The sequence below is a fragment of the Hymenobacter bucti genome, assembly GCF_042681145.1.
In the GTDB taxonomy this organism is placed as follows: domain Bacteria; phylum Bacteroidota; class Bacteroidia; order Cytophagales; family Hymenobacteraceae; genus Hymenobacter; species Hymenobacter bucti.
The window spans coordinates 923,238-942,413 of the sequence record NZ_JBHUFD010000003.1 but is presented as its reverse complement, the minus strand read 5'-3'; the positions used below and the strand labels follow the sequence as shown (position 1 = coordinate 942,413).

Here is a 19,176-nt window from a genome sequence, read left to right as displayed (position 1 = left end):
CGCTCAGCATGACAGCACGTATAGAGATGCGATACGCCATTGGCTAGCTACCCACCTTCCCCCGTTCGTATCTCAACTAAGTTATTCTATATGAGTGATTCCACGTATGATGCCGTCGTCATCGGCTCCGGTCCCAATGGGCTGGCGGCGGCCATCACCATGCAGCAGGCCGGCTTGTCGGTGTTGCTGCTCGAAGGCAAAAAAGAGCTGGGCGGCGGCCTGCGCACGGCCGAGCTGACGCTGCCCGGCTTTCGTCACGACATCTGCTCGGCCATTCACCCGCTGGCGGCGGCCTCGCCGTTTTTCCAGACCCTGCCGCTGGCCCAGTACGGCCTGGAGTACCTCACGCCGCCCGTGGCTGCCGCCCACCCCTTCGACGATGGCACGGCCGCCACCGTGCTAACCTCGCTGGCCGACACCGCCCGCGACCTAGGGCCCGATGCCGGCGCCTACCGGCGCCTGCTGGCCCCGCTAGTAGCCAGCTGGCCCGGCATCGCCAACGACGTGCTGGCCCCGCTGGGTTTTCCGAAGCACCCGCTGGACATGGCCCGGTTTGGCCTGCCGGCGCTGCTGCCGGCCACGGTGCTCACTCGGCGCTTTGCTGGCGAAAAAGCCAAGGGCTTGTTTGCCGGCATGGCGGCCCACGCCATTCAGCCCCTGAGCAACGTCACGACCTCGGCCATCGGGCTGGTACTGCTCATTGCGGCGCACCGGGGCGGCTGGCCGCTGCCCAAGGGCGGCTCGCAGGCCATTGCCGATGCGCTGGTGGCGCACTTCCGCGCCCTCGGCGGCCACGTCGAAACCGGCACCTACGTGCGCTCCTTGGCCCAATTACCCCCGGCGCGGGCCGTGCTGCTCGACGTGACGCCCGCGCAGCTCCTGCAAATGGCCGGGCACAGCCTGAGCCGCATTTACCAGTGGCAGCTGCGGCGCTACCGCTACGGCATGGGCGTGTTCAAAGTCGATTGGGCGCTGGCCGAGGCCATTCCCTTCACCGCCGCTGGTTGCCGCGCGGCCGGCACCGTGCACCTAGGCGGCACCCAGGCCGAAATAGCGGCCGGCGAGTGGGCCTCCGCCCAGGGCCAGCACCCCGACAAGCCCTTCGTGCTGCTGGCCCAGCAAAGCGTCTTCGACGCCACCCGCGCCCCGGCCGGCCAGCACACCGCCTGGGCCTACTGCCACGTGCCCAACGGCTCGCGGGTAGACCGAATCGCGGCCATCGAGCGCCAGGTCGAGCGCTTTGCGCCCGGCTTCCGCGAGCGCATCATCGGCCGCCACACCTTCGACACGGCCCAGCTGGAGGACTATAACCCCAACTACGTGGGCGGTGACATCAACGGCGGCTTGCTCAATATCAGTCAGTTGTACACGCGGCCGGCGCTGCGGGCCTCGCCCTACCGCACCTCGCAGGCGGGGCTGTACTTGTGCTCGTCGGCCACGCCGCCCGGCGGCGGGGTGCACGGCATGTGCGGCTACTACGCCGCCCGGCGCGCCCTGCGCGACGTGTTTCGGCTGAGCGCTGCGCCGCTTTACCAAGGCTGATTTTACCGTCATGCTTCGGCTGCGCGGACGCCAGATGAGCATGACAGCACGCAACTTTTCATCTCCTCTCAATCTTTTTTTACCTACTCATGTCTACCATTTCTCCCGTGCTTACCAAGCGCGCCTTTACCCTGCACGAAGACTGGGTGGTGGTCGTGCTCGGGGCGCTGCTCATTGCGCTTTCGCTGCTTGGCCTGCCCTTCGTGGCGCCGGTTTTCAACTGGGCTTCTACCGCCGAGCTCACCGGCAAAGTGCTTAGCGCCAGCAACCTTCAGCTCATCGCCACGCAGTTTGTGTACCTAGGGGCCGTGGCCGGCATCGGGGCGTGGCTCACGGGCAAGTCGGTGCGCAACTTCGCCCTCGGGTTTCCGCTCGTGTACGGGCTCACGCTGGTGGCGCTGGTGGTGGCGGGCAGCGCGCAGGCGCGGGGCTTCGGGCTGGAAGCCGTGATTTTCAGCCTGCTTATCGGGCTGCTGGTCAGCAATGTGCTGGGGCTGCCCGACTGGCTGCGGGCCACGCTCACCACCGAGCTGTTCGTGAAAATCGGGCTGGTGCTGCTGGGGACCAGCGTCATCTTCTCGGATATTCTCAAGGCCGGCTCGCTGGGGCTGGTGCAGGCGCTGGTGGTGGTGCTCTCGGTATGGTACTTCGCCTTCTGGCTGTGCCGCAAGCTGAAGGTAGACGACGAGCTAACCATGATGATTGCCAGCGGCGTATCCATCTGCGGCGTGTCGGCGGCCATTGCCACGTCGGGCGCCATCAAGGGCGACCCCAAGAAGCTCTCCTACGTCATTTCGCTGGTGCTCATTACGGCCGTGCCCATGATGATACTCATGCCCTACGCCGCCCGCTGGCTGGGCCTCTCGCAGGAAGTGACCGGCGCCTGGCTCGGCGGCAGCATCGACACCACCGGCGCGGTGGTGGCCTCGGGCTCGCTGGTAGGCGAAACGGCCCTGAAAATCAGCACCATCGTGAAGTTCTCGCAGAACGTGCTGCTGGGCGCCGCGGCCTTCGCCATCTCGCTCTACTGGACCTACACCAACCACCCCGCCGCCAGCGAGGCCGAAGCCAAGCCCACGCTGTCCATCATCTGGGAGCGGTTTCCCAAATTCGTGCTGGGCTTCGTGGCGGCCTCGCTGCTGTTTTCGTTCTTCGTGGCGCCCGCCACCACCGAAGCCGTGAAGGGTGGACTGAAGAGTGCGCAGGGGCTGTGGTTTGCGCTGGCCTTCACCAGCATCGGGCTGGAAACCAACTTCAGCGACCTGTTTAAGCAGGAGAATAAACGGCCGCTCTACGCTTTCTTGCTGGCCCAGACTTTCAATATCTTCGTCACGTTGGGTATTGCCTCGCTGCTATTTCGGTAGGCTGCCCAGGGTTGCTTTTCCCTAGCCTTGCCAAGTAGCGGCTGCTGGTTGCCAGGTACTTACCTGTAGTCAGTAACCAGCAGCCCAACAAGTATTTAACGCCTCCTTGCTTGCCTATGAAGCTCGACGTGCTGATGATTGCCGCGCACCCCGACGATGCGGAGCTGGGCTGCGCCGGCACCTTGCTGCAACAGGTGGCCACCGGCCGCCAGGTAGGGGTGGTTGACCTCACGCGGGGCGAGCTGGGCAGCCGGGGCTCGGCCGAGCAGCGCGATACCGAAGCCACCGCCGCCGCGCAGCTGCTGGGCTTGCACGTGCGCGAAAACCTGCGCCTGCGCGATGGCTTCTTTGTCAATGACGAGGCCACGCAGCGCCTGGTGGTGCAGGTTATTCGCCGCTACCAGCCCGATATTCTCCTGACTAATCCCAACGTCGACCGCCACCCCGACCACGGCCGCGCCGCCGACATTGTGCACGAGGCCGCCTACCTGGCCGGCCTGCCCGCCCTGCACACCGAGGACGCCGGCGCGCCCCAGGCCCCGTGGCGGCCCCGGCTGGTGCTGCAAGCCATTCACAATTCCTACGTGCGCCCCGATGTGGTGGTCGACATCACGGCCTACTGGCCGCAGAAGCTGGCGGCCCTGCAAGCGTTCCAAAGCCAGTTTTTTCACCCCGACTACGAGGAAGCTATTCAGACCTACATTTCTACCGCGTGCTTTCTGCAAACGCTGGAGGCGCGGGCGCGGGTGCTGGGCGAAAGCATCGGCGTGGGCTACGCCGAGGGCTACACCTGCCGGCGCGGGCTGGGCGTCAGCAGCCTCTCGGAGCTGCGCTAACCAATTGGTAGCTAGGCATTGGCTTGGTCGTAGCGCGAACTTTGTAGTTCGCGTTTTCCAGCGCTCGAAAACGCGAACTACAAAGTTCGCGCTACTGACTCCTAGCGCTGCTAAATCAAATAAGCGGGTTGGTGGGTTATGAGGCCTGTCGCTACCCTAGGGCGACGCTCCTTATATATGTCTGCTAACGCGCTGTTCTCGCCGTTTTCGCTGAAATCATTGCAGCTCAAAAACCGCATTGTGATGGCGCCCATGACGCGCTCGTTTTCGCCCAACGGCGTGCCGGGCGCCGACGTGGCCGCTTACTATCGCCGCCGGGCCGAAGGCCAAGTGGGCCTGATTCTGACCGAAGGCACCGTGGTAGAGCGCCCCGCCTCGTCCAACGACCCCAACATTCCGCACTTCTACGGCGAGCAGGCCCTAGGTGGCTGGCAGCAGGTGGTGGAAGAAGTGCACGCCGCCGATGGTAAAATCGGCCCGCAGCTCTGGCACATGGGCGTGATGGGCGAGCACCGTTCGGGCTGGACGCCCGCCCAGCCCTTTGAAGGGCCCTCGGGCCTGCTGGCGCCCGGCGTGCCCAAGGGCAACGCCATGACCGAGAACGACATCACGGACACCATCGCCGCCTTTGGCCGGGCCGCCGCCGATGCCAAGCGTCTGGGCTTCGACTGCCTCGAGCTGCACGGGGCCCACGGCTACCTCATCGACCAGTTCTTCTGGGACGGCCTCAACCAGCGCACCGATGTCTACGGCGGCGACGACCTCACCAGCCGCAGCCGCCTGGCCGTGGAGCTGGTGCAGGAAGTGCGCCGGCAGGTGGGCGAAGACTTCGTTATCAGCCTGCGCCTCTCGCAGTGGAAGCAGCAGGACTACGAGGCCAAGCTGGCCGGCACGCCCCAGGCGCTGGCCACCTGGCTCGCGCCCCTGGCCGATGCCGGCGTCGATATCTTCCACTGCTCGCAGCGCCGCTTCTGGGAGCCCGAGTTTGAGCACGAAGGCTCGGACCTGAACTTCGCGGGCTGGGTCAAGAAGCTCACTGGCAAAACCACCATCACAGTGGGCTCGGTGGGGCTGTCGGGCGAGTTTCTGGCCGGCTTCGCGGGCGAAGCCTCGGAGCCCCGCTCGCTCGAAGAGCTGCATCGCCGCCTCGACCGCGAGGAGTTTGACCTAGTGGCCGTGGGCCGCCAGCTCATCGTGGACCCCAACTGGGTCGAGAACATCCGGCACGGCCGCACGGCCGAGCTCAAGGGCTACAGCCGCGAGGCCCTGAGCACGCTGGTGTAGCCCACCGCCCCCTAAGGCCATAGAAAAGCCCCGCCTGAGTTGTCAGGCGGGGCTTTTCTGCTGAGGTGTCATAGCGTGCTATCCCGCTGTGCACCAGGCAGTGGCTTTCACGCAGCCGATACAACTAAACAACTAAGCTAGTAGTAGTCCGGCCGCCGCCCCTAGGGAATGATTTTTGCGGTTTTCAGGTGCTCAAACTGGTTGCGAAATGAGGTGAAGCTGTCGAGCTGCTGCTCGTGAAAGCCGGCGCGGCGCAGCTTGTTTACGTCCAGAAAAGCGTCGGCTTCCACGTTGAAGATGAAGTCGCCAAAGCCCCACTGCGCCAGCTCTTCCAGCGCGTGGGGCTGCAGGCCGTGCTGCTGCACCAGCTGCTGCCAGAGCTCGGCTTTGTCGGCCATGTATTCCTGCAAGGGAAAAGTGATGGGCTCGGCGTATTCGACCCCGAAATACGCGGCGAAGCGCGGCCAGAGCTGGCTCCAGCGGAAGATGTCGCCGTTGGTGATATTGAAGATTTCTTCGCGGCACTCGGCGCGCGTCGCCACAAAATCCACGCCCTTGGCAAGCAGCGTGGCATCGGTCACGTTCACCAGCACGCCGTAGGCCTTTAGGCTGCCGGGGAAGCGAAACGGCACTTTTAGCTCCTTGCAAAAGCTGGCGTACACGGCCAGCAGGTTGGCCAGGTTCATGGGGTTGCCCACGGCAAAGCCCACCACGATGTCGGGGCGCAGGGCCGTCCAGCTCCAGGCTTTGCCCACCGCGTGGGTGCGCAAAAAATCTTCCTGGCTGTAGTAAAAATTAGGCGGAAAATGGCGCGGGTCGGTTTCCAAAGCCGGCGTTTTGTAGCGCCCTAGGTGCGCCCCGTAGGCCTTGCCGCCCTGGATGAAGGTGAGGTGCTGAAAGTGGGGCGCCACCTGCTCCAGACCCAGCACCAGGTTGCGCAGCAAATCGAGGTTGACCTGCGTTTGGGCGGCCAGGGTCTTGCCCTCGATGTAGGCCGTGTACAAGACGTGGGTGACCTCGCGCAGCTGCTCGGCCTGGCCGGCCACGGCCTGGGCATCAAGCAGATTGAGCTGCACGTAGGGCGCCGGCGATTCGTAGTCGAGCGGCGAGGCCGACGTCACGATGACGTTCCAGCGGCCCGTGGCGTGCAGGTAGCTGGCGGCGTTGCGGCCAATGATGCCGTTGCCGCCGACGACTAGCATGGTGTTGGTAGGCATAGCGTTTTTTAAGAAATAAAAGAAAAGGCAGGGATTGGTATACGGCCGAAACAGCCGGCGCGGCCGCCGCTATTCGCCGCCGTACTGGTTGGCCCCGCCGCCGCCCGCGTCCATGCGCACGATGCGGGGCGTGAACGAGCCGAGCACGTCCACCAGGTCTTGCTGGTGGGCCATGACCTGGTGAATGTCTTTGTAAGCCATCGGGGCCTCATCAAGGCCGCCGCCGATGAGTTCCACACCCTTGTCGCGCAGTAGGCGGCGCAGCTCGCCTTCCGACACGCTTTGCTTGGCCTGGGTGCGCGACATGCGTCGCCCCGCCCCGTGCGCCGCCGACTGAATGGAACCAGCTTCGCCCCGGCCGCGCACGATAAAGCCCGGCGCCGTCATCGAGCCCGGAATGACGCCCAGCACGCCCGCCACGGCCGGCGTGGCGCCCTTGCGGTGCACGATGGCTTCGCGGCCGTCGGGCAGGGTTTCCTTCCAAGCGAAGTTGTGGTGGTTTTCGACCTTGGCCAGCGGCTTCTCGCCCAGCACTTGGCTTAGGCGGCGGTGAATGTCGCGGTGGCAGGCCGAGGCGTAGTCGCCGGCCAGGTTCATGGCGCGCCAGTATTCCTGGCCTTCCTGAGTGTCGAGGTCGAGCCAAGCCAGGTAGCGCGCCTCGGGCGGCAGCGGGCACTTGGCCATGGCCACCTTGGTGTAGTGCTGGGCCACGGCCGCGCCCAGCCCCCGCGAGCCGCTGTGCGAGAGCAGGCCTAGGTACTGGCCCACGGGCACGCCTAGCTCGTTGTCCGCGGTGGTGATATCAACCAAGCCCCACTCCACAAAATGGTTGCCTGAGCCCGACGAGCCCAGCTGCTTGCTGGCTGCGTCGAGCTTGCCGCGCACCACGGCAATCTCCTTGAACTCGGGCCGGTCGAGGATGGGGTCGTCGGCGGGATTTTTGAAGACTTCCTTGCCGCCGAAGCGGGTGTGGGCGTGCAGCATTTTCTTGAGCTCCTGGGTGCGCTGGGCCAGGTAGCGCGGCGGCAAGTCAAAGACCGACAAGGCCATGCGGCAGCCGATGTCCATGCCCACGCCGTAGGGAATCACGGCATTGTCCACGGCCAGCACGCCGCCGATGGGCAGGCCGTAGCCCTGGTGGGCGTCGGGCATGAGGGCGCCGTCGAGCGTGATGGGCAGCTGCATGGCGGTGTCCATCTGGCGGCGGGCGCCGTCTTCGATACCGGCCTCGCCGTAGCGGCGGTAGTCTTTTACTGCCGGGTTGAGGCCCACGCTGCGGCTGGGGTCGGGCACAAATTCCTTGGCCAGCTCGCGCCACAGCGAATCGCGCAGGTAGGCGTAGGGGTCGTCTTTTATCTTTTGCAGCAGGGCTAGCGCGCTGCCTTTATCGAGGGTGCGCAGCTGCTTGTCGGCCAGAATGTCGAGCGCCAGCGTGGTGGCGCGGCCTTCGGGGTAGCCGAGTTTGCGCAGGTCGTTGCCACGCAGCTTGGGAGAGGCCATGTTTTTGAGTTAAGAGTTAGGAGTTTTGAGTTGAGGTACAAGGTTCTGGAACCACAGCCTGCTAGCTGGGATAGGAATTATGGGCTGATGTAAGCTTCGGCATTTTCAACTCTTAACTCTTAACTCAAAACTCTTAACTCCCTTCAAGCGGGCACCGCTACCTGCTGCGCAACCGGCAGGCGCGTACCAGCCGGCATCTCTATCGGGGCCACCGTCACGACCACGAATTTGGAGGTGGGCGTGTTGCTCTTGTAGGCTACCGAGCCAATGGGCACCAGCACGTTGCCTTCGGGGAAGTACACGGCGCAGTTGCCCTGCGGAATGTCGTAGGGCACCACGATAAACTTCTCGGCGTGGCGCTGCTGGCCCTCAAAGTGGCTGGTGATGGTGACGAGCTGCTTCTCGCGCAGGCCGCGCTCGGCGATGTCGGCGGCGTGCATAAAGATGACGCGCCGCTCGTTGTACACGCCGCGGTAGCGGTCGTTGTAGTCGTAGACCGTGGTGTTGAACTGGTCGTGCGAGCGGATGGTCATCAGCACCAGCTGGCCGGGTTCGAGCACGTGCTTTTCGTAGGGCGTGGTCGAGAAATTGGCCTTGCCGTTGTCGGTGGTGAAGTTGCGCTCGCGGGGGCCGTTGGGCAGGTAGAAGCCGCCGGGGTGGCGCAGCTTCGTGTTAAAATCCTCGAAGCCCGCGATGGTGCGCGCCACGTACTCGCGGATGAGGTCGTAGTTCTGGGTGCAGCCTACCCAGTCCACGGTGGTGCGCTCGCCGAGCGTGGCCAGCGCGATGCCGCACACGATGGCGACTTCGCTCAGCATCTGGCCGGGGATAGGCTCCAGCACGCCCTTGCTCATGCTCACCACGCCCATCGAGTTTTCGCAGCTCATAAACTGCTGGCCGCTCTGCTGGCGGTCGATGTCGATGCGGGTGTAGCAGGGCAGCAGCAGCGCCATTTCGCCGTTGGTGAGGTGGCCCCGGTTGAGCTTGGGCGTGACGTGGATGGAGAGGCGCAGCTTGCGCATGCCCTCGGCCACAAACTCGGTGTCGGAGCAGGCCGAGAGCATGTTGCCGCCCATCGCCATGAATATTTTCACCTTGCCATCGTGCAAGGCTTTTACCGAGTCCACCACGTCGAGGCCGTGCTCGCGCGGCGCTTTGAAGCGGAATTCCTTTTCGAGCGCGTCGAGAAAGGCGGGGCCGGGGCGTTCCCACACGCCCATGCTGCGGTCGCCCTGCACGTTGGAGTGGCCGCGCACCGGGCACAGGCCCGCCCCCGCAATGCCGATGGCGCCCTTCATGAAGTGCATATTGATGATTTCCTGGATGGTGTACACGCCGTTTTTCTGCTGCGTGAGGCCCATGGCCCAGCACGTTATCACCTTCTTGTGGCGGGCGATGAGGCTGGCGGCTTCCTGAATCTGGGCGCGGGTGACGCCGCTGGTTTCCTCGATATCGGCCCAGCTGGTCTCGTGTAGGTTCTTCACCAGCTCGGGGTAGCCGGTGGTATAGTCCCGGATAAATTCGTGGTCGAGCACCTGGTTGGGGTTCAGCTCCTCGGCTTCGAGCAGGCACTTCATCAGGCCGCGCAGCACCAGCTGGTCGCTGTTGATGCGCACCTGCAGGTAGATATCGGTGATGGGTGTGCCGTCGCCGAGCAGGACCCCCAGCGCCTTGAGCGGGTTCATGAAATCCTGCGGGTTTTTGAAGTGCAGCAGGCCCGCTTCGTGCAGCGGGTTGATGCTGATAATCTTGGCCCCGTTCTTTTTAGCCTTTTGCAGCGCCGAGAGCATGCGCGGATGGTTGGTGCCGGGGTTCTGGCCGATGATGAGGATGACCTCCGCCTCGTACATGTCGTTGAGGGTGACGGAGCCTTTGCCGAGGCCGGTGGTGGGGCTCATGGCCGCGCCGCTGCTCTCATGGCACAGGTTAGAGCAGTCGGGCAGGTTGTTGGTGCCAAACTGCCGCACAAACAATTGGTACAAGTACGCCGGCTCGTTGGGTACCTTGCCAGAGGTGTAGAAAATGGCCTCGTCGGGCGAGGGCAGCGCGTTCAACTCATCACCGGCCAGCTGAAACGCCTCGGGCCACGAGATGGGCGTGTAGTGCGTGGCGCCCGGCCGCAGCACCATCGGGTGCGTGAGGCGGCCGGCGTTGTTGAGGTCGCGGTCGGTCATGCGCGACAAGTCGGCCAGGCTGTGCTTGGCGAAAAACTCCGGCCCCACCGGGTCCGACTGCGCGTCGGAGGCCGTGGCCTTGGCGCCGTTTTCGCAAAACTCGGCGAACGAGCGGTGCTCATCGGGGTCGGGCCAGGCGCACGACGAGCAGTCGAAGCCATCCTTCTGATTCAGCTTGAGCAGCGCGTGCGTGCCCCGCACCGGTCCATCCTCGCTGAAGCTGAAGCTGCCCGACTTGAGCACCGCCGTGATGCCGGCCGCCACCGTGGCCGGGCGGCCCAGCTTGAGCTTGAGCAGCTCCTCGGGCGGCTGCGCCAGGATGGGGTGTGCGTGCTTGGCGCCTAGGGTATCGGGCGCGGTCATAATGCGCTTGTCGGCGTCGTCCTTGTTGGAGTCGGCCCAGGGGTTCATCACGGGGGCCGCGCCCTGGTCGGGCCGTTCGCCGCTCTTAGGCACGTTGTTAGTGGCGGTTTGCTGCTCGGTTTTGCCGGCCTGGCTGGGGTCGGTGTTGGGGCTGTTTTCCATAAGGGAGCAGGGCAGTTCAGAAGCCGAAAAACACGTGTCCGGCCCCTGTCTAACGGCTTTTTCCTTGCGGGAAGCCAGCGGATAACTACGGATTTTACGCCGAGACTCCGCCCCCGCCGCTCCGTAGAACTACGGGGGTGGCCGAGCGAAAGCTCCTGCCTAACAACCGCCTGGCCTAGTGAACGCCAGCGGTTGTCAGGCAGGAGCTAGGAGTAGCCAGCCGAGCCCCTTACAAGGCCAGCAGCGCCCTATACACGCCGTTTACGACCTCGGCCATGCGCCGAAAATCGAGCGTGTCGATAGTGTCGGTGGGCTGGTGGTAGTGGGGGTTGCGCAGGAAGGACGTGTCGTTAATCATGACGGCCTGGTAGCCGTGGTGCCAGTAGTTGCGGTGGTCGGAGAGGCCGGCCAGGCTCTGGGTGGCGGGTAGGTTGATGCTCTGCACGTCAATGGTCGAGTGCGCCTGCATCAGCGTTTTCATCTGCTGCGTGAAGGCCTCCTGGCCCAGCTGGCCCACCACCGTGATGAAGTTGCCGGTGCTGGGGTAGCGCTTGGCCAGGGCCGGGTCGGGGAAGCGCTGCGAGCCCGGCTCGTCGCGGAAATAGCCTATCATCTCGTAGCAAATCATGGCCCGCACGGGCACGTTGGCGTCGTGCAGCGACTGCGCGTGCACGGCGCTGCCCATGTGCTCGGTGGCAAAAAAAGGTGGCTCTTCCAGCGAATACGCCACAAAATCAATGCGATGCTTTAGCGTCGGGGACTGCGCGTGGAGCAGGCGGGCCGTTTCGAGCAGGCCGGCCACGGCGCTGGCGTTGTCGTCGGCGCCGGGCTGGTCGCCGCACACGTCGTAGTGCGCCCCCACGATGAGGCGCTCGGCCGCAGCCGGCCCAAACGAGGCAATGATATTGCGGTACTCGTGGCCCTCGACCCGGTATTTCTGCTCCTGCACCGAGCCGCCCAGCTTCGCCAGTTCGGCGTAGATGTAGTCGGCCGCCTTGTTCAGCGAAGCCAGGTTTTGGTAGTTGCGGGCCGGCTGGAGCGAAGTCAGAAACGCCACGTCGGCGTGCAAGCGGGTTTGGTTGGCGGCAGTCATGGGAGGTAGCGCTGGCGAAACAGCGGCCCCGCTGGGCCCAGCCTGGCCGAAGCAGCCGAGCAGCTTCAGCCAAAATAGGACGCCTAGGAAGCAGCGTTGGGCCAGCACGTTAGGGAGCAGGAAAGTGAACTGGTAAGCTACCAAGGCTACCAAGAGAAAGTCAAGCTACTCGGCATCCGGCCCCGCAATATCGCTGATGCTGTTGAGCACCAGCGGCACCAGGCCCCAGAAAATAGCCACGTTGCGCTCGGCGCGCGGCCGGGCGGGCAGCAAAAAGCTCAGCGCCAGCAGCGAGGTGCCGGCCACCTGCCCAATCCGCACGTGCGTGCGGAAGCTGAACACCGGCCACACCCCCGTGGGGAAGCGCGTGAGGCAGCCGACGGTGCCCTCGCCCACTGCGTGCGCCAGGATGATGGCCGCCGCGGGCTTGCTACGCCGGGCCGCCCACACCGCACAGCCTAGCAAAACGGGCAGGCACAGCCGGTCGAGGATGGCGTGGGTGCGGGGCGAAACGAGGTCGAGCGCCCGCCGTGGCGCAGAGGCGTGCCGGGTAGAGACGGGCAACGGGAGCGTAGGCATAGCAGCTGGAATAGGAGGATACCGGTCTGGTGCCTACGTGAATGATAGGCCTAGGTTTACGGTAATCTGCTGACGGACGCCCAGATACCCAAAGCCATTGGGTTGAGCAACTGGGCGCTTTCACCCCCAAGCTGTCTTTACATCAAGGCCTTCCAGTCGGCCTGGTTCATCTTGGCAAAGCGCCCAGCACAGGCACGGCCAGCGGTGTAGAAAAAATCTCCTTGGGGCCGGGCTGCTGCACCCGCTCAGTACCTCTGGGGCCTGCGGGCCGGGTCGCCCCGCCTAGCGGCGCTCATCAAACATCTGAAACTCGGCGATGGAGGGCTGGTGGTCGTAGCGCGTGATGCGGATGCGCACCTTGCTGCCCCACACGCGCTCAAACCGGTGCAGCTTGATGCGGCTGCCGTCGGTGCCGGTGGCCAGCGGCTGCCAGGCCACGCCGTCCCAATAGTCGAGCAGGTAGCCGCTGATGTTGGCTTTTTCCTCGGCCACGACTATTGTGTTGAAGCTGCGGGCCTGGCGAAAATCAATCTCGTACCAGGGCTCCTGCACGGTAGCGTTAGCGCGCCAGCTGGAGTGGTAGTCGTCGTCGTTGGCAAAGTCCATGATGTTCATATCATCGCTCCAGCTGGAGTTGGCCGGCTGGTTTTTGGCCAGGTTGCTGGCCGTGATGGGCGGCGCGAGGGGCGCGAGCGGGGTGGTGGGGCCCGCGTTTTGCCAGCGCGCGCCGATGTCGCGCAGCGCCTGCCGGGCGTTCGCGTCCAGCTGCCCGTCGCGGTTGGGGGCCACGTTCAGGATAAAGTTGCAGCTATTCTCATTGAGCGGCCCTAGGGTCTCGGCCACCAGCTTTTGCGGGTCTCGCACGGGCACGGTCGGGAAGTCCGTTTTCCAAAACCAGGCGCTGTTGAGCGGGAGGCAGGCCAGCGCCGGCAGGCGCTTGGTGCCGGGGGCCAGGCGCTGGCCGGCGCCCATTTCGTAGGTTTTGATGTCGGTGTAGTACAGGCCCTCGGCCGGGTATTTGGACCCGTTCAGGTCCATCACCAGGCAGTTGGGCTGCAAGGATTTGACCAGGGCGTAGATGTCCTCGAAGGGCACGGCATCGTAGGAAATGCGCGACCACGGCGCATCCCAACCGTCAATAATGAGGGCCTCAATCTTACCGTAATGCGTCAGCAACTCGGTGAGCTGGGTTTTGACAAGGGCGATGTGGGCCGGCGTAATCTGGTTGGGCCGCAGCTTGTGGTGGGTGTCCAGGATGGAGTAGTAGAGCATGACCTTCAGGCCCTGGGCCCGAAAGGCGTCCACGAATTGCTTCACCACGTCCTTTTTATACGGGCTGTGCATCACGCTGTAATCGGTGCTCTTGGTATCCCAGATGCAGAAGCCGCTGTGGTGCTTGGTGGTGAGGCAGCCGTAGGTCATGTTGGCCGATTTGGCGGCCGCGGCCCACTGCGCGGCGTCCAGCTTGCGGGGGTTAAAGAGCGCCGGCGACGCCTCCGGGTCGGCCCAGTCCTGGTTGAGATAGGTCGGGATGTTGAAGTGAATAAACATGCCGAAGCGCAGGTCCACGAACTGCTGCTGCAATTGCTGGAGGTTGGGTGCGGCAGGGGCGGGCGCGGTGGGCTGCCCATTGCTTGGCCATGCTAGCAGCAGGCTCAGGCAAACCAGTAGGGAACGTAAAAGACAACGCGAGTACATGAGGTAAGCCATTGATGGATAACGTAAAAGTGCTTTTGCGGGGCAACCTAGGCCGCGCAATGCCGCCGCCTAGGTTGCCCCCACGGGTGGCGCCGCAAACCTAGGGCTTCTGAATCACCAAAAACGGTACAAACCGAGGATTTAGCGGTATTCTGGCTGGACGGCGGGCCAGCTTCAGCGTGCTTTCACGTAGCTAAGGAAAAATTAAGGCCGACTTAAGCTCGTCTTCAGCGGGGGCCGGGAGCTTTGCAGAGCACTTACACCAGTGCCCTTTACAATGCGCTATCCCATGTCTGATACCTCGAAAAAAACCGCCTTCGACCCCGCCGCGGCCGCCAAACCAGCCGCCGCCCCTAAGCCCAAACCCGACCCGAAGGCAGCCGGCAAACCCAAGCCCGGCCCCAAAGACAAGCCCGAAAAGCAGCTGCGGCCGCTGCACACCTACGCCGGCACGGTGGGCGCCTTCGGGGCCAACCCCGACGGCGTGTACGACCGCTTCGCGCTGGAAACGGCCGGGGCGCCGGCCCGCACCGTGAAGTTTCCGCCCCACTTTGGCGAAGCGCTGCGCGCCCTGGCCCAGCCGGGCCAGGAGGTAGCGGTGCTGGGCTACCTGCACCCCACGCCCAAGGGCGAGGAGCACCTGCACCTGGCTCGCCTCGATGCGGCCGGTACCTCGGCCCGGCCTGCGGCGCCCGGCGCCCCCGCGGCCGTGACCCTAACGGGTACCATCGGGGAGCTGCTTCACACCCCCAAGGGCGACCTGCACGGGTTGCGCCTGGCGGGCCACGAAACCGAACTGCGCCTGCCACCCCACCTAGGCCAGCAGCTGGCCGGGCGCCTCGTGCCGGGCGCGGCCATCACGGCCAGCGGCCCGCAGCGCGCCCCGCGCCCCGGCGAGGTGGCCGCCCACCCGGCCCCGATGCAGGTTGAGCTGCTGACGCTTGGCCCCGACAATTTTCTGCTGCACTAGCCACCTAGGGTAGCCCTGGGGCTGCCAGCCCTTCTGCGGTTTCGCTTGCCGAGCCCGCAGAAGGGCTTTTGCGCAGCTACGCCCGCGGGCCTATTACTTCAAAAGCGCCACCATAAGGATGTCTAACTCCGTATGTGTGGCGAATATTTCTCCTTCCCGTGCCTGACCCTACCGACCAAGACGCCCCCCTCGACCTGGCCCACGACCCCAAGCGGGGCAGCATCCGGGCCCTGCGGGTGCTCAATTTTTTTCTGGCTGACGTGCAGAACGGCATGGGGCCGTACATGGCCCTGTTTCTGCAAGCCGGCGTGGGCTGGGGGCCGGCCCAGATTGGCTCGGCGCTGGCGGCCGGCAACATCGCCCAGGTGCTGGCCCAAACCCCGGCCGGCGCCCTCATCGACCGCCTGCGCCCCAAGCGGACGCTGCTGCTGCTGGGCATCGGGTTGATTGCGCTGGGCGTGCTGGCCACGGCGTTCTTCCCGGTGCGGCCCGCGGTGATGGGCGGGCAGGCGCTGGTGGGCATTGCGGGGGCTATCTTCCCGCCCTGCCTGGCGGCCATTGCCCTAGGGCTGGTGGGCCGCCGCAAATTTGACCAGGCCCAGGGCACCAACCAGGCCTACAACGCGGCCGGCAACATGTTCGCGGCCCTGGTGCTGGGCGCGGTGGGCTACTACTTCAACCTGCGTTGGATGTTCTACCTGGTGGGCATTTTGTGCGCCGGGGCCGTGCTGTGCGTGCTGCGCATCAAGGGCGACGACATTGACTTTGACCTGGCCCGCGGGGCCGACGCGGCGCCCAGCGGTGACTCCCAAAAAACCGTGGCTCCGGTAGCGGCGGGCAGCGCGGCCCAGGGCCTCAAGGAGATACTGGCTGGTTTCCGCGACTTACTCACGCAGCGGCCGGTGGTGGTTTTTCTGGTGTCGGCGGTTATTTTTCACTTTGCCAACGCGGCCATGGTGCCCCTCGTGACGCAGCTGCTGGCCCGCGGCGTGGGCGTGAAGCAGGCGGTGCTCTTCACCTCGGGCTACATGCTGGCCTCGCAGCTCGTGTTTATGGTGGTGGCGGCGCTCAGCGGCAAGCTGGCCAGTAAGATAGGCCGCAAGCCGCTGTTTTTGTTTGGCTTTGCGGCGCTGGCGCTGCGCGGGGTGCTCTACACGGTCAGCCACGCGCCGGCCGCCCTCATCGCCGTGCAGTGCATGGACGGGCTGGGCGCGGGCATTTTTGGGGTGGTGGGCGTGCTCATCATCGCCGACCTCACCAAGGGCACCGGCCGCTTCAACGCCGCGCAGGGCGCCATTGCCACGGCGCAGGGCCTAGGGGCGTTTTTGAGTAATTCGGTGGCCGGCTACCTGGCCAAAAGCCGGGGCGACGACTTCACGTTCTACGTGCTGGCCAGCATCGCCCTCGTGGGCCTGGTGTTCTTCTGGGTGATGATGCCCGAAACCCGCGACCGGGTCGACGGCCCAGGCGAAGCGCAACTGGGCACCTAGGGTGGGTGGCAATGCCAGAAGGAGAGGGTGTTCGATTTAATCCTTGATAGCTTCGCTGCAAGGGGGTAGAGATGCAAAATCTTGCGTCTCTACCCCCTTTTTTGCTGCGCCATACGAGATGTTTCGCTGCGCTCAGCAGGACAGCTTTACCACCTTAAAGCAGTTTCGGGAACGATGTATGAGTGGGTGTAGAGACGCATCCTTGCGTCTCGTCGTTGTTGAGCTCGTCTGACGTGAGACGCAAAGAGGCGCCTCTACACCCACCCGTACACTGATTCTGAAACCGCTCTACAAAAACAGCGACCCGATGGAGAGCAGCAGCGGAATGGTCATCACCAGCGCGCCCAGCTTGAGAAACTGCCAGGCGCCGACCTCGATGTTTTCGCGCCGCAGGGCCACTAGCCACAGAATGGTGGCCAGCGAGCCCGTCACCGACAGGTTGGGACCGACGTCGATGCCGATGAGCATGGCGCTCTTGACAGTTTCCGACACGTGGGCGGTTTGCAGCACGTTGCCGGTGATGAGGCCGGCGGGCAGGTTGTTCAGCACGTTGCAGAGCAGGGCCACGCCCACCCCGCTGGCCCAGGTGGTGCCGGCCGCCGACTCGCTGGCGCCGCGCGTGAGCAGCCCGCTCAGCCAGTGCGTGACGCCCGTTTTGTTGAGGGCCTCCACCAGTACAAACAAGCCCGCCACCAGCGGCAGCACCGCCCACGACACGCTGCGGACCACCACCAGCGGGTTTTTGCGCGCAATGAGCAGCACCACGGCCGTGGTGAGCGTGCCCGTAATGGCCGTGGGCAGCCCCAGCGGCTGGTCGAAGGCCGACGCCGCGAGCAGCGCCACGGCCGTGAGCCCGATGCCGCCCAGCGCCACCTGCCCGCCGCGCCCTAGGTCGGGGATTTCGATGTCCTTCTCGATAGCCTGGCTCAGCTCAGCGCGCTGCGTGTAGCGCAGAATGGCGTAGGTGGCCGCAATGGCCACGGCCGCCGGCAGCAGGTAGCGCGGCAGCCATTCGAGCAGCGGCGGCATGTGCGCGCCGTAGATAACGAGGTTGGCCGGGTTGGAAATGGGCAGCACAAACGAGGCCGCATTGGCAATAAAGGCGCAGATGAAGAGGTAGGGCAGCGGGTTTTTGACCTTGGCCGCCCGCACGGCGCTGGCCACGGCCGGCGTGAGCACCACGGCCGTAGCATCATTGGAAAGGAACGTGGTGACGACCACCCCCACCAAATAAATAAGCAGAAACAGCCGCTGCGCCGAGCCCTGGGCCAGCCGCGTGGCGTGGGCGGCCAGCCAGTCGAAGAGCTTTTCCTCGCGGGCCACCTCGGCCAGCAGCATCATGCCCGTCAGGAACAGGTATACGTCCAGGCCCTTCGCTACGCCCGCCAGGCCCTCGGCGGGCGTGAGGAGGCGCAGCACGAGCAGCAGCACGGCCCCGCCCGCCGCCCACACAAACTCCGGCACTTTAAAAGGGCGCGTGATAACTAAAGCGATGGATAGCGCCGAGATTACCCAAATTAAGATTACACTCGTTGACATTAGGTGGCTACTGCTGAAGAAAATAGGTTAAGGGCTAGGGTGCAACGGCCGGGCGTTGCGGTTGGGGCCGAGTTGCGTGCTCAGGGTGCCGTTATCTTCCCCGGCGCCGATGCTGGCCGCGTCGTTGCCCATGCCTGGCCCGGGCGGCGGCTGGTACGTACCCTAGGGGCCGGCGCTCACTGGGAAGCGGGCAAGGTGCTTCAGCCACAGGGAGGAAGGGGAGAAAAACGGCTGCCGAGCAGCAATACTGACCAGCCAGAAAATCGGCTGGCTGCCCCAGATAAGATGAACCGCATACGCCACTAGAACGGATAGGTTCAATTAGTTATCCGCTGACCTTCCTGCCCAAGCCTATCGGTTACGGTTTCTTCAGCAGCCCTTCACCTACCATTCAACAAGCCGGCTGCGCCGCCGGGCCCCGCTGCCCGCCCTACCGGCTTTACCCTCGCCGGTGGCAACCCCGCGTTACGCCTGTCCGGCCGCGTGGTCGCTACCAGCCCGCATGGCCAAAACTTCGGGGAGTAAGGACGCTTACTTGATTTTAAGCTCTGGAAGGAGTGGGTCCGTGTCGATTAATTTCACCTGCACCATACCTGGGAGAGAGGAAGAGCACCTACGGCTTTAATATAGGCGATTGGTCCTGAATGCTTTGGCCTAGGATGCTTGCCTCGGCCTGCGCCAGAATAGCCGCTATGCGGCGCGCTCGGGTGGGGGCTTGCCGGGCCAGGGCCAGCCCCAGTAGCAGCGAGCGCTTGGCGGTGCGGCTCAGGCGGGCGAAGTACTCGCCGGCGGCTGGCCGCTCCGCCAGGGCCTGCGCCAGGTCGGGGGGCAGGCGCAGGTCCTCCACGTCGTCGAGCAGCGCCCAGGTGCCGTTTTGCTGGGCCGCGGCCACGCTGGCCAGGCCGGCCGGGGTCATGCGGCCGGCGGCCGTGAGGTGCTGCACCTTCTGCTTGTTGATGCGCGACCAGCCGCTGGTGGGCTTGCGCGGGCTGAAGAACTGCTGGTAGCGCTGCGCGTCCAGGGGCTTGGCCTGGCTGTCTATCCAGCCAAAGCAGAGGGCCTCGTCCACGGCTTCGCTCCAGCTCAGCGAGGGCTGGCCGGCCGCTTTTTTGTAGTACACCAGCCAGGCCCCCCGCTCGGTGGCGTGGTGGGCCAGTAGCCACTCGCGCCACTGCTGCGGGCTGCTAGGGCACAAGCTGGGGGCTTGTTCTTTGGTCATGGCGGTTGGAGATAGGGTAGGGCAGGAGTTACGCAAAAGTCGCCTGTCATTGCGAGCATGTTGCGCATCACAACGAACCATTCAGGTGTGATTGCTTCGTCCTTGCTTGATGCGCAACATGCTCGCAATGACAGGCGACTTTTGCG

The 19,176-nt window shown here is 64.6% G+C and carries 14 protein-coding genes; 6 read left to right on the top strand and 8 right to left on the bottom strand.

The genetic code is table 11. From position 1 onward, the window contains the following. Positions 1-90: 90 nt before the first annotated feature. From ACFSDX_RS11630 to ACFSDX_RS11615, 4 genes are all read left to right on the top strand, one after another. Positions 91-1,542: a phytoene desaturase family protein gene (locus ACFSDX_RS11630; RefSeq protein ID WP_382313594.1), complete on the top strand. Its 1,452-nt coding sequence runs from the start codon at positions 91-93 to the stop codon at positions 1,540-1,542. Positions 1,543-1,631: 89 nt separating this feature from the next. Continuing rightward, on the top strand, positions 1,632-2,906 hold the full coding sequence (locus ACFSDX_RS11625) for a YeiH family protein (RefSeq protein WP_382313593.1): 1,275 nt from the start codon (positions 1,632-1,634) through the stop codon (positions 2,904-2,906). A 116-nt stretch (positions 2,907-3,022) separates the two neighbouring features. Continuing rightward, complete coding sequence (gene bshB1, locus ACFSDX_RS11620; RefSeq protein ID WP_382313592.1) at positions 3,023-3,742, top strand: bacillithiol biosynthesis deacetylase BshB1; 720 nt, start codon at positions 3,023-3,025, stop codon at positions 3,740-3,742. Between the two features lie 177 nt (positions 3,743-3,919). Further along, positions 3,920-5,026 (top strand): NADH:flavin oxidoreductase, encoded by a 1,107-nt coding sequence (locus tag ACFSDX_RS11615; RefSeq protein WP_382313591.1) that lies wholly within the window; start codon positions 3,920-3,922, stop codon positions 5,024-5,026. 161 nt (positions 5,027-5,187) lie between these two features. Here the strand turns inward: ACFSDX_RS11615 and ACFSDX_RS11610 are convergent, their stop codons facing one another. From ACFSDX_RS11610 to ACFSDX_RS11585, 6 genes are all read right to left on the bottom strand, one after another. After that, entirely contained in the window at positions 5,188-6,243 is a 1,056-nt protein-coding gene (locus ACFSDX_RS11610; protein WP_382313590.1) for an SDR family oxidoreductase, read from the bottom strand. 69 nt (positions 6,244-6,312) lie between these two features. Next, positions 6,313-7,743, bottom strand: coding sequence for an RtcB family protein (locus ACFSDX_RS11605; RefSeq protein WP_382313589.1), 1,431 nt, complete (start codon positions 7,741-7,743; stop codon positions 6,313-6,315). 143 nt (positions 7,744-7,886) lie between these two features. Next, positions 7,887-10,442, bottom strand: coding sequence for an FdhF/YdeP family oxidoreductase (locus tag ACFSDX_RS11600; protein ID WP_382313588.1), 2,556 nt, complete (start codon positions 10,440-10,442; stop codon positions 7,887-7,889). A 229-nt stretch (positions 10,443-10,671) separates the two neighbouring features. After that, the gene (locus ACFSDX_RS11595) at positions 10,672-11,535 is read right to left on the bottom strand and encodes a M28 family peptidase (RefSeq protein ID WP_382313587.1); all 864 of its coding nucleotides are present in this window, start codon (positions 11,533-11,535) and stop codon (positions 10,672-10,674) included. A 165-nt stretch (positions 11,536-11,700) separates the two neighbouring features. Continuing rightward, positions 11,701-12,114, bottom strand: coding sequence for a hypothetical protein (locus ACFSDX_RS11590; protein ID WP_382313586.1), 414 nt, complete (start codon positions 12,112-12,114; stop codon positions 11,701-11,703). 282 nt (positions 12,115-12,396) lie between these two features. Then, a complete protein-coding gene (locus ACFSDX_RS11585; RefSeq protein WP_382313585.1) occupies positions 12,397-13,824 on the bottom strand; it encodes an alpha-L-fucosidase in 1,428 nt (475 codons plus the stop codon). 277 nt (positions 13,825-14,101) lie between these two features. Here ACFSDX_RS11585 and ACFSDX_RS11580 point away from each other — a divergent pair, with 277 nt between their 5' ends. Beyond that, a complete protein-coding gene (locus ACFSDX_RS11580; RefSeq protein WP_382313584.1) occupies positions 14,102-14,782 on the top strand; it encodes a hypothetical protein in 681 nt (226 codons plus the stop codon). Between the two features lie 158 nt (positions 14,783-14,940). Then, on the top strand, positions 14,941-16,272 hold the full coding sequence (locus tag ACFSDX_RS11575) for an MFS transporter (RefSeq protein ID WP_382313582.1): 1,332 nt from the start codon (positions 14,941-14,943) through the stop codon (positions 16,270-16,272). A gap of 288 nt (positions 16,273-16,560) precedes the next feature. Here ACFSDX_RS11575 and ACFSDX_RS11570 read toward each other — a convergent pair whose 3' ends face one another. Both ACFSDX_RS11570 and ACFSDX_RS11565 read right to left on the bottom strand, forming a co-directional pair. Next, positions 16,561-17,811, bottom strand: a complete 1,251-nt coding sequence (locus ACFSDX_RS11570) for an arsenic transporter (RefSeq protein WP_382313580.1) — start codon at positions 17,809-17,811, stop codon at positions 16,561-16,563. Positions 17,812-18,424: 613 nt separating this feature from the next. Continuing rightward, positions 18,425-19,030 (bottom strand): YdeI/OmpD-associated family protein, encoded by a 606-nt coding sequence (locus ACFSDX_RS11565; protein WP_382313579.1) that lies wholly within the window; start codon positions 19,028-19,030, stop codon positions 18,425-18,427. Positions 19,031-19,176: the final 146 nt, after the last annotated feature.

What these genes read in the sequence shown, in the direction of transcription:
- ACFSDX_RS11630 (WP_382313594.1), top strand. Translation starts at nt 91, where the DNA reads ATGAGTGATTCCACGTATGATGCCGTCGTCATCGGCTCCGGTCCCAAT.
- ACFSDX_RS11625 (WP_382313593.1), top strand. Translation starts at nt 1,632, where the DNA reads ATGTCTACCATTTCTCCCGTGCTTACCAAGCGCGCCTTTACCCTGCAC.
- bshB1 (WP_382313592.1), top strand. Translation starts at nt 3,023, where the DNA reads ATGAAGCTCGACGTGCTGATGATTGCCGCGCACCCCGACGATGCGGAG.
- ACFSDX_RS11615 (WP_382313591.1), top strand. Translation starts at nt 3,920, where the DNA reads ATGTCTGCTAACGCGCTGTTCTCGCCGTTTTCGCTGAAATCATTGCAG.
- ACFSDX_RS11610 (WP_382313590.1), bottom strand. Translation starts at nt 6,243, where the DNA reads ATGCCTACCAACACCATGCTAGTCGTCGGCGGCAACGGCATCATTGGC.
- ACFSDX_RS11605 (WP_382313589.1), bottom strand. Translation starts at nt 7,743, where the DNA reads ATGGCCTCTCCCAAGCTGCGTGGCAACGACCTGCGCAAACTCGGCTAC.
- ACFSDX_RS11600 (WP_382313588.1), bottom strand. Translation starts at nt 10,442, where the DNA reads ATGGAAAACAGCCCCAACACCGACCCCAGCCAGGCCGGCAAAACCGAG.
- ACFSDX_RS11595 (WP_382313587.1), bottom strand. Translation starts at nt 11,535, where the DNA reads ATGACTGCCGCCAACCAAACCCGCTTGCACGCCGACGTGGCGTTTCTG.
- ACFSDX_RS11590 (WP_382313586.1), bottom strand. Translation starts at nt 12,114, where the DNA reads ATGCCTACGCTCCCGTTGCCCGTCTCTACCCGGCACGCCTCTGCGCCA.
- ACFSDX_RS11585 (WP_382313585.1), bottom strand. Translation starts at nt 13,824, where the DNA reads ATGGCTTACCTCATGTACTCGCGTTGTCTTTTACGTTCCCTACTGGTT.
- ACFSDX_RS11580 (WP_382313584.1), top strand. Translation starts at nt 14,102, where the DNA reads ATGTCTGATACCTCGAAAAAAACCGCCTTCGACCCCGCCGCGGCCGCC.
- ACFSDX_RS11570 (WP_382313580.1), bottom strand. Translation starts at nt 17,811, where the DNA reads ATGTCAACGAGTGTAATCTTAATTTGGGTAATCTCGGCGCTATCCATC.
- ACFSDX_RS11565 (WP_382313579.1), bottom strand. Translation starts at nt 19,030, where the DNA reads ATGACCAAAGAACAAGCCCCCAGCTTGTGCCCTAGCAGCCCGCAGCAG.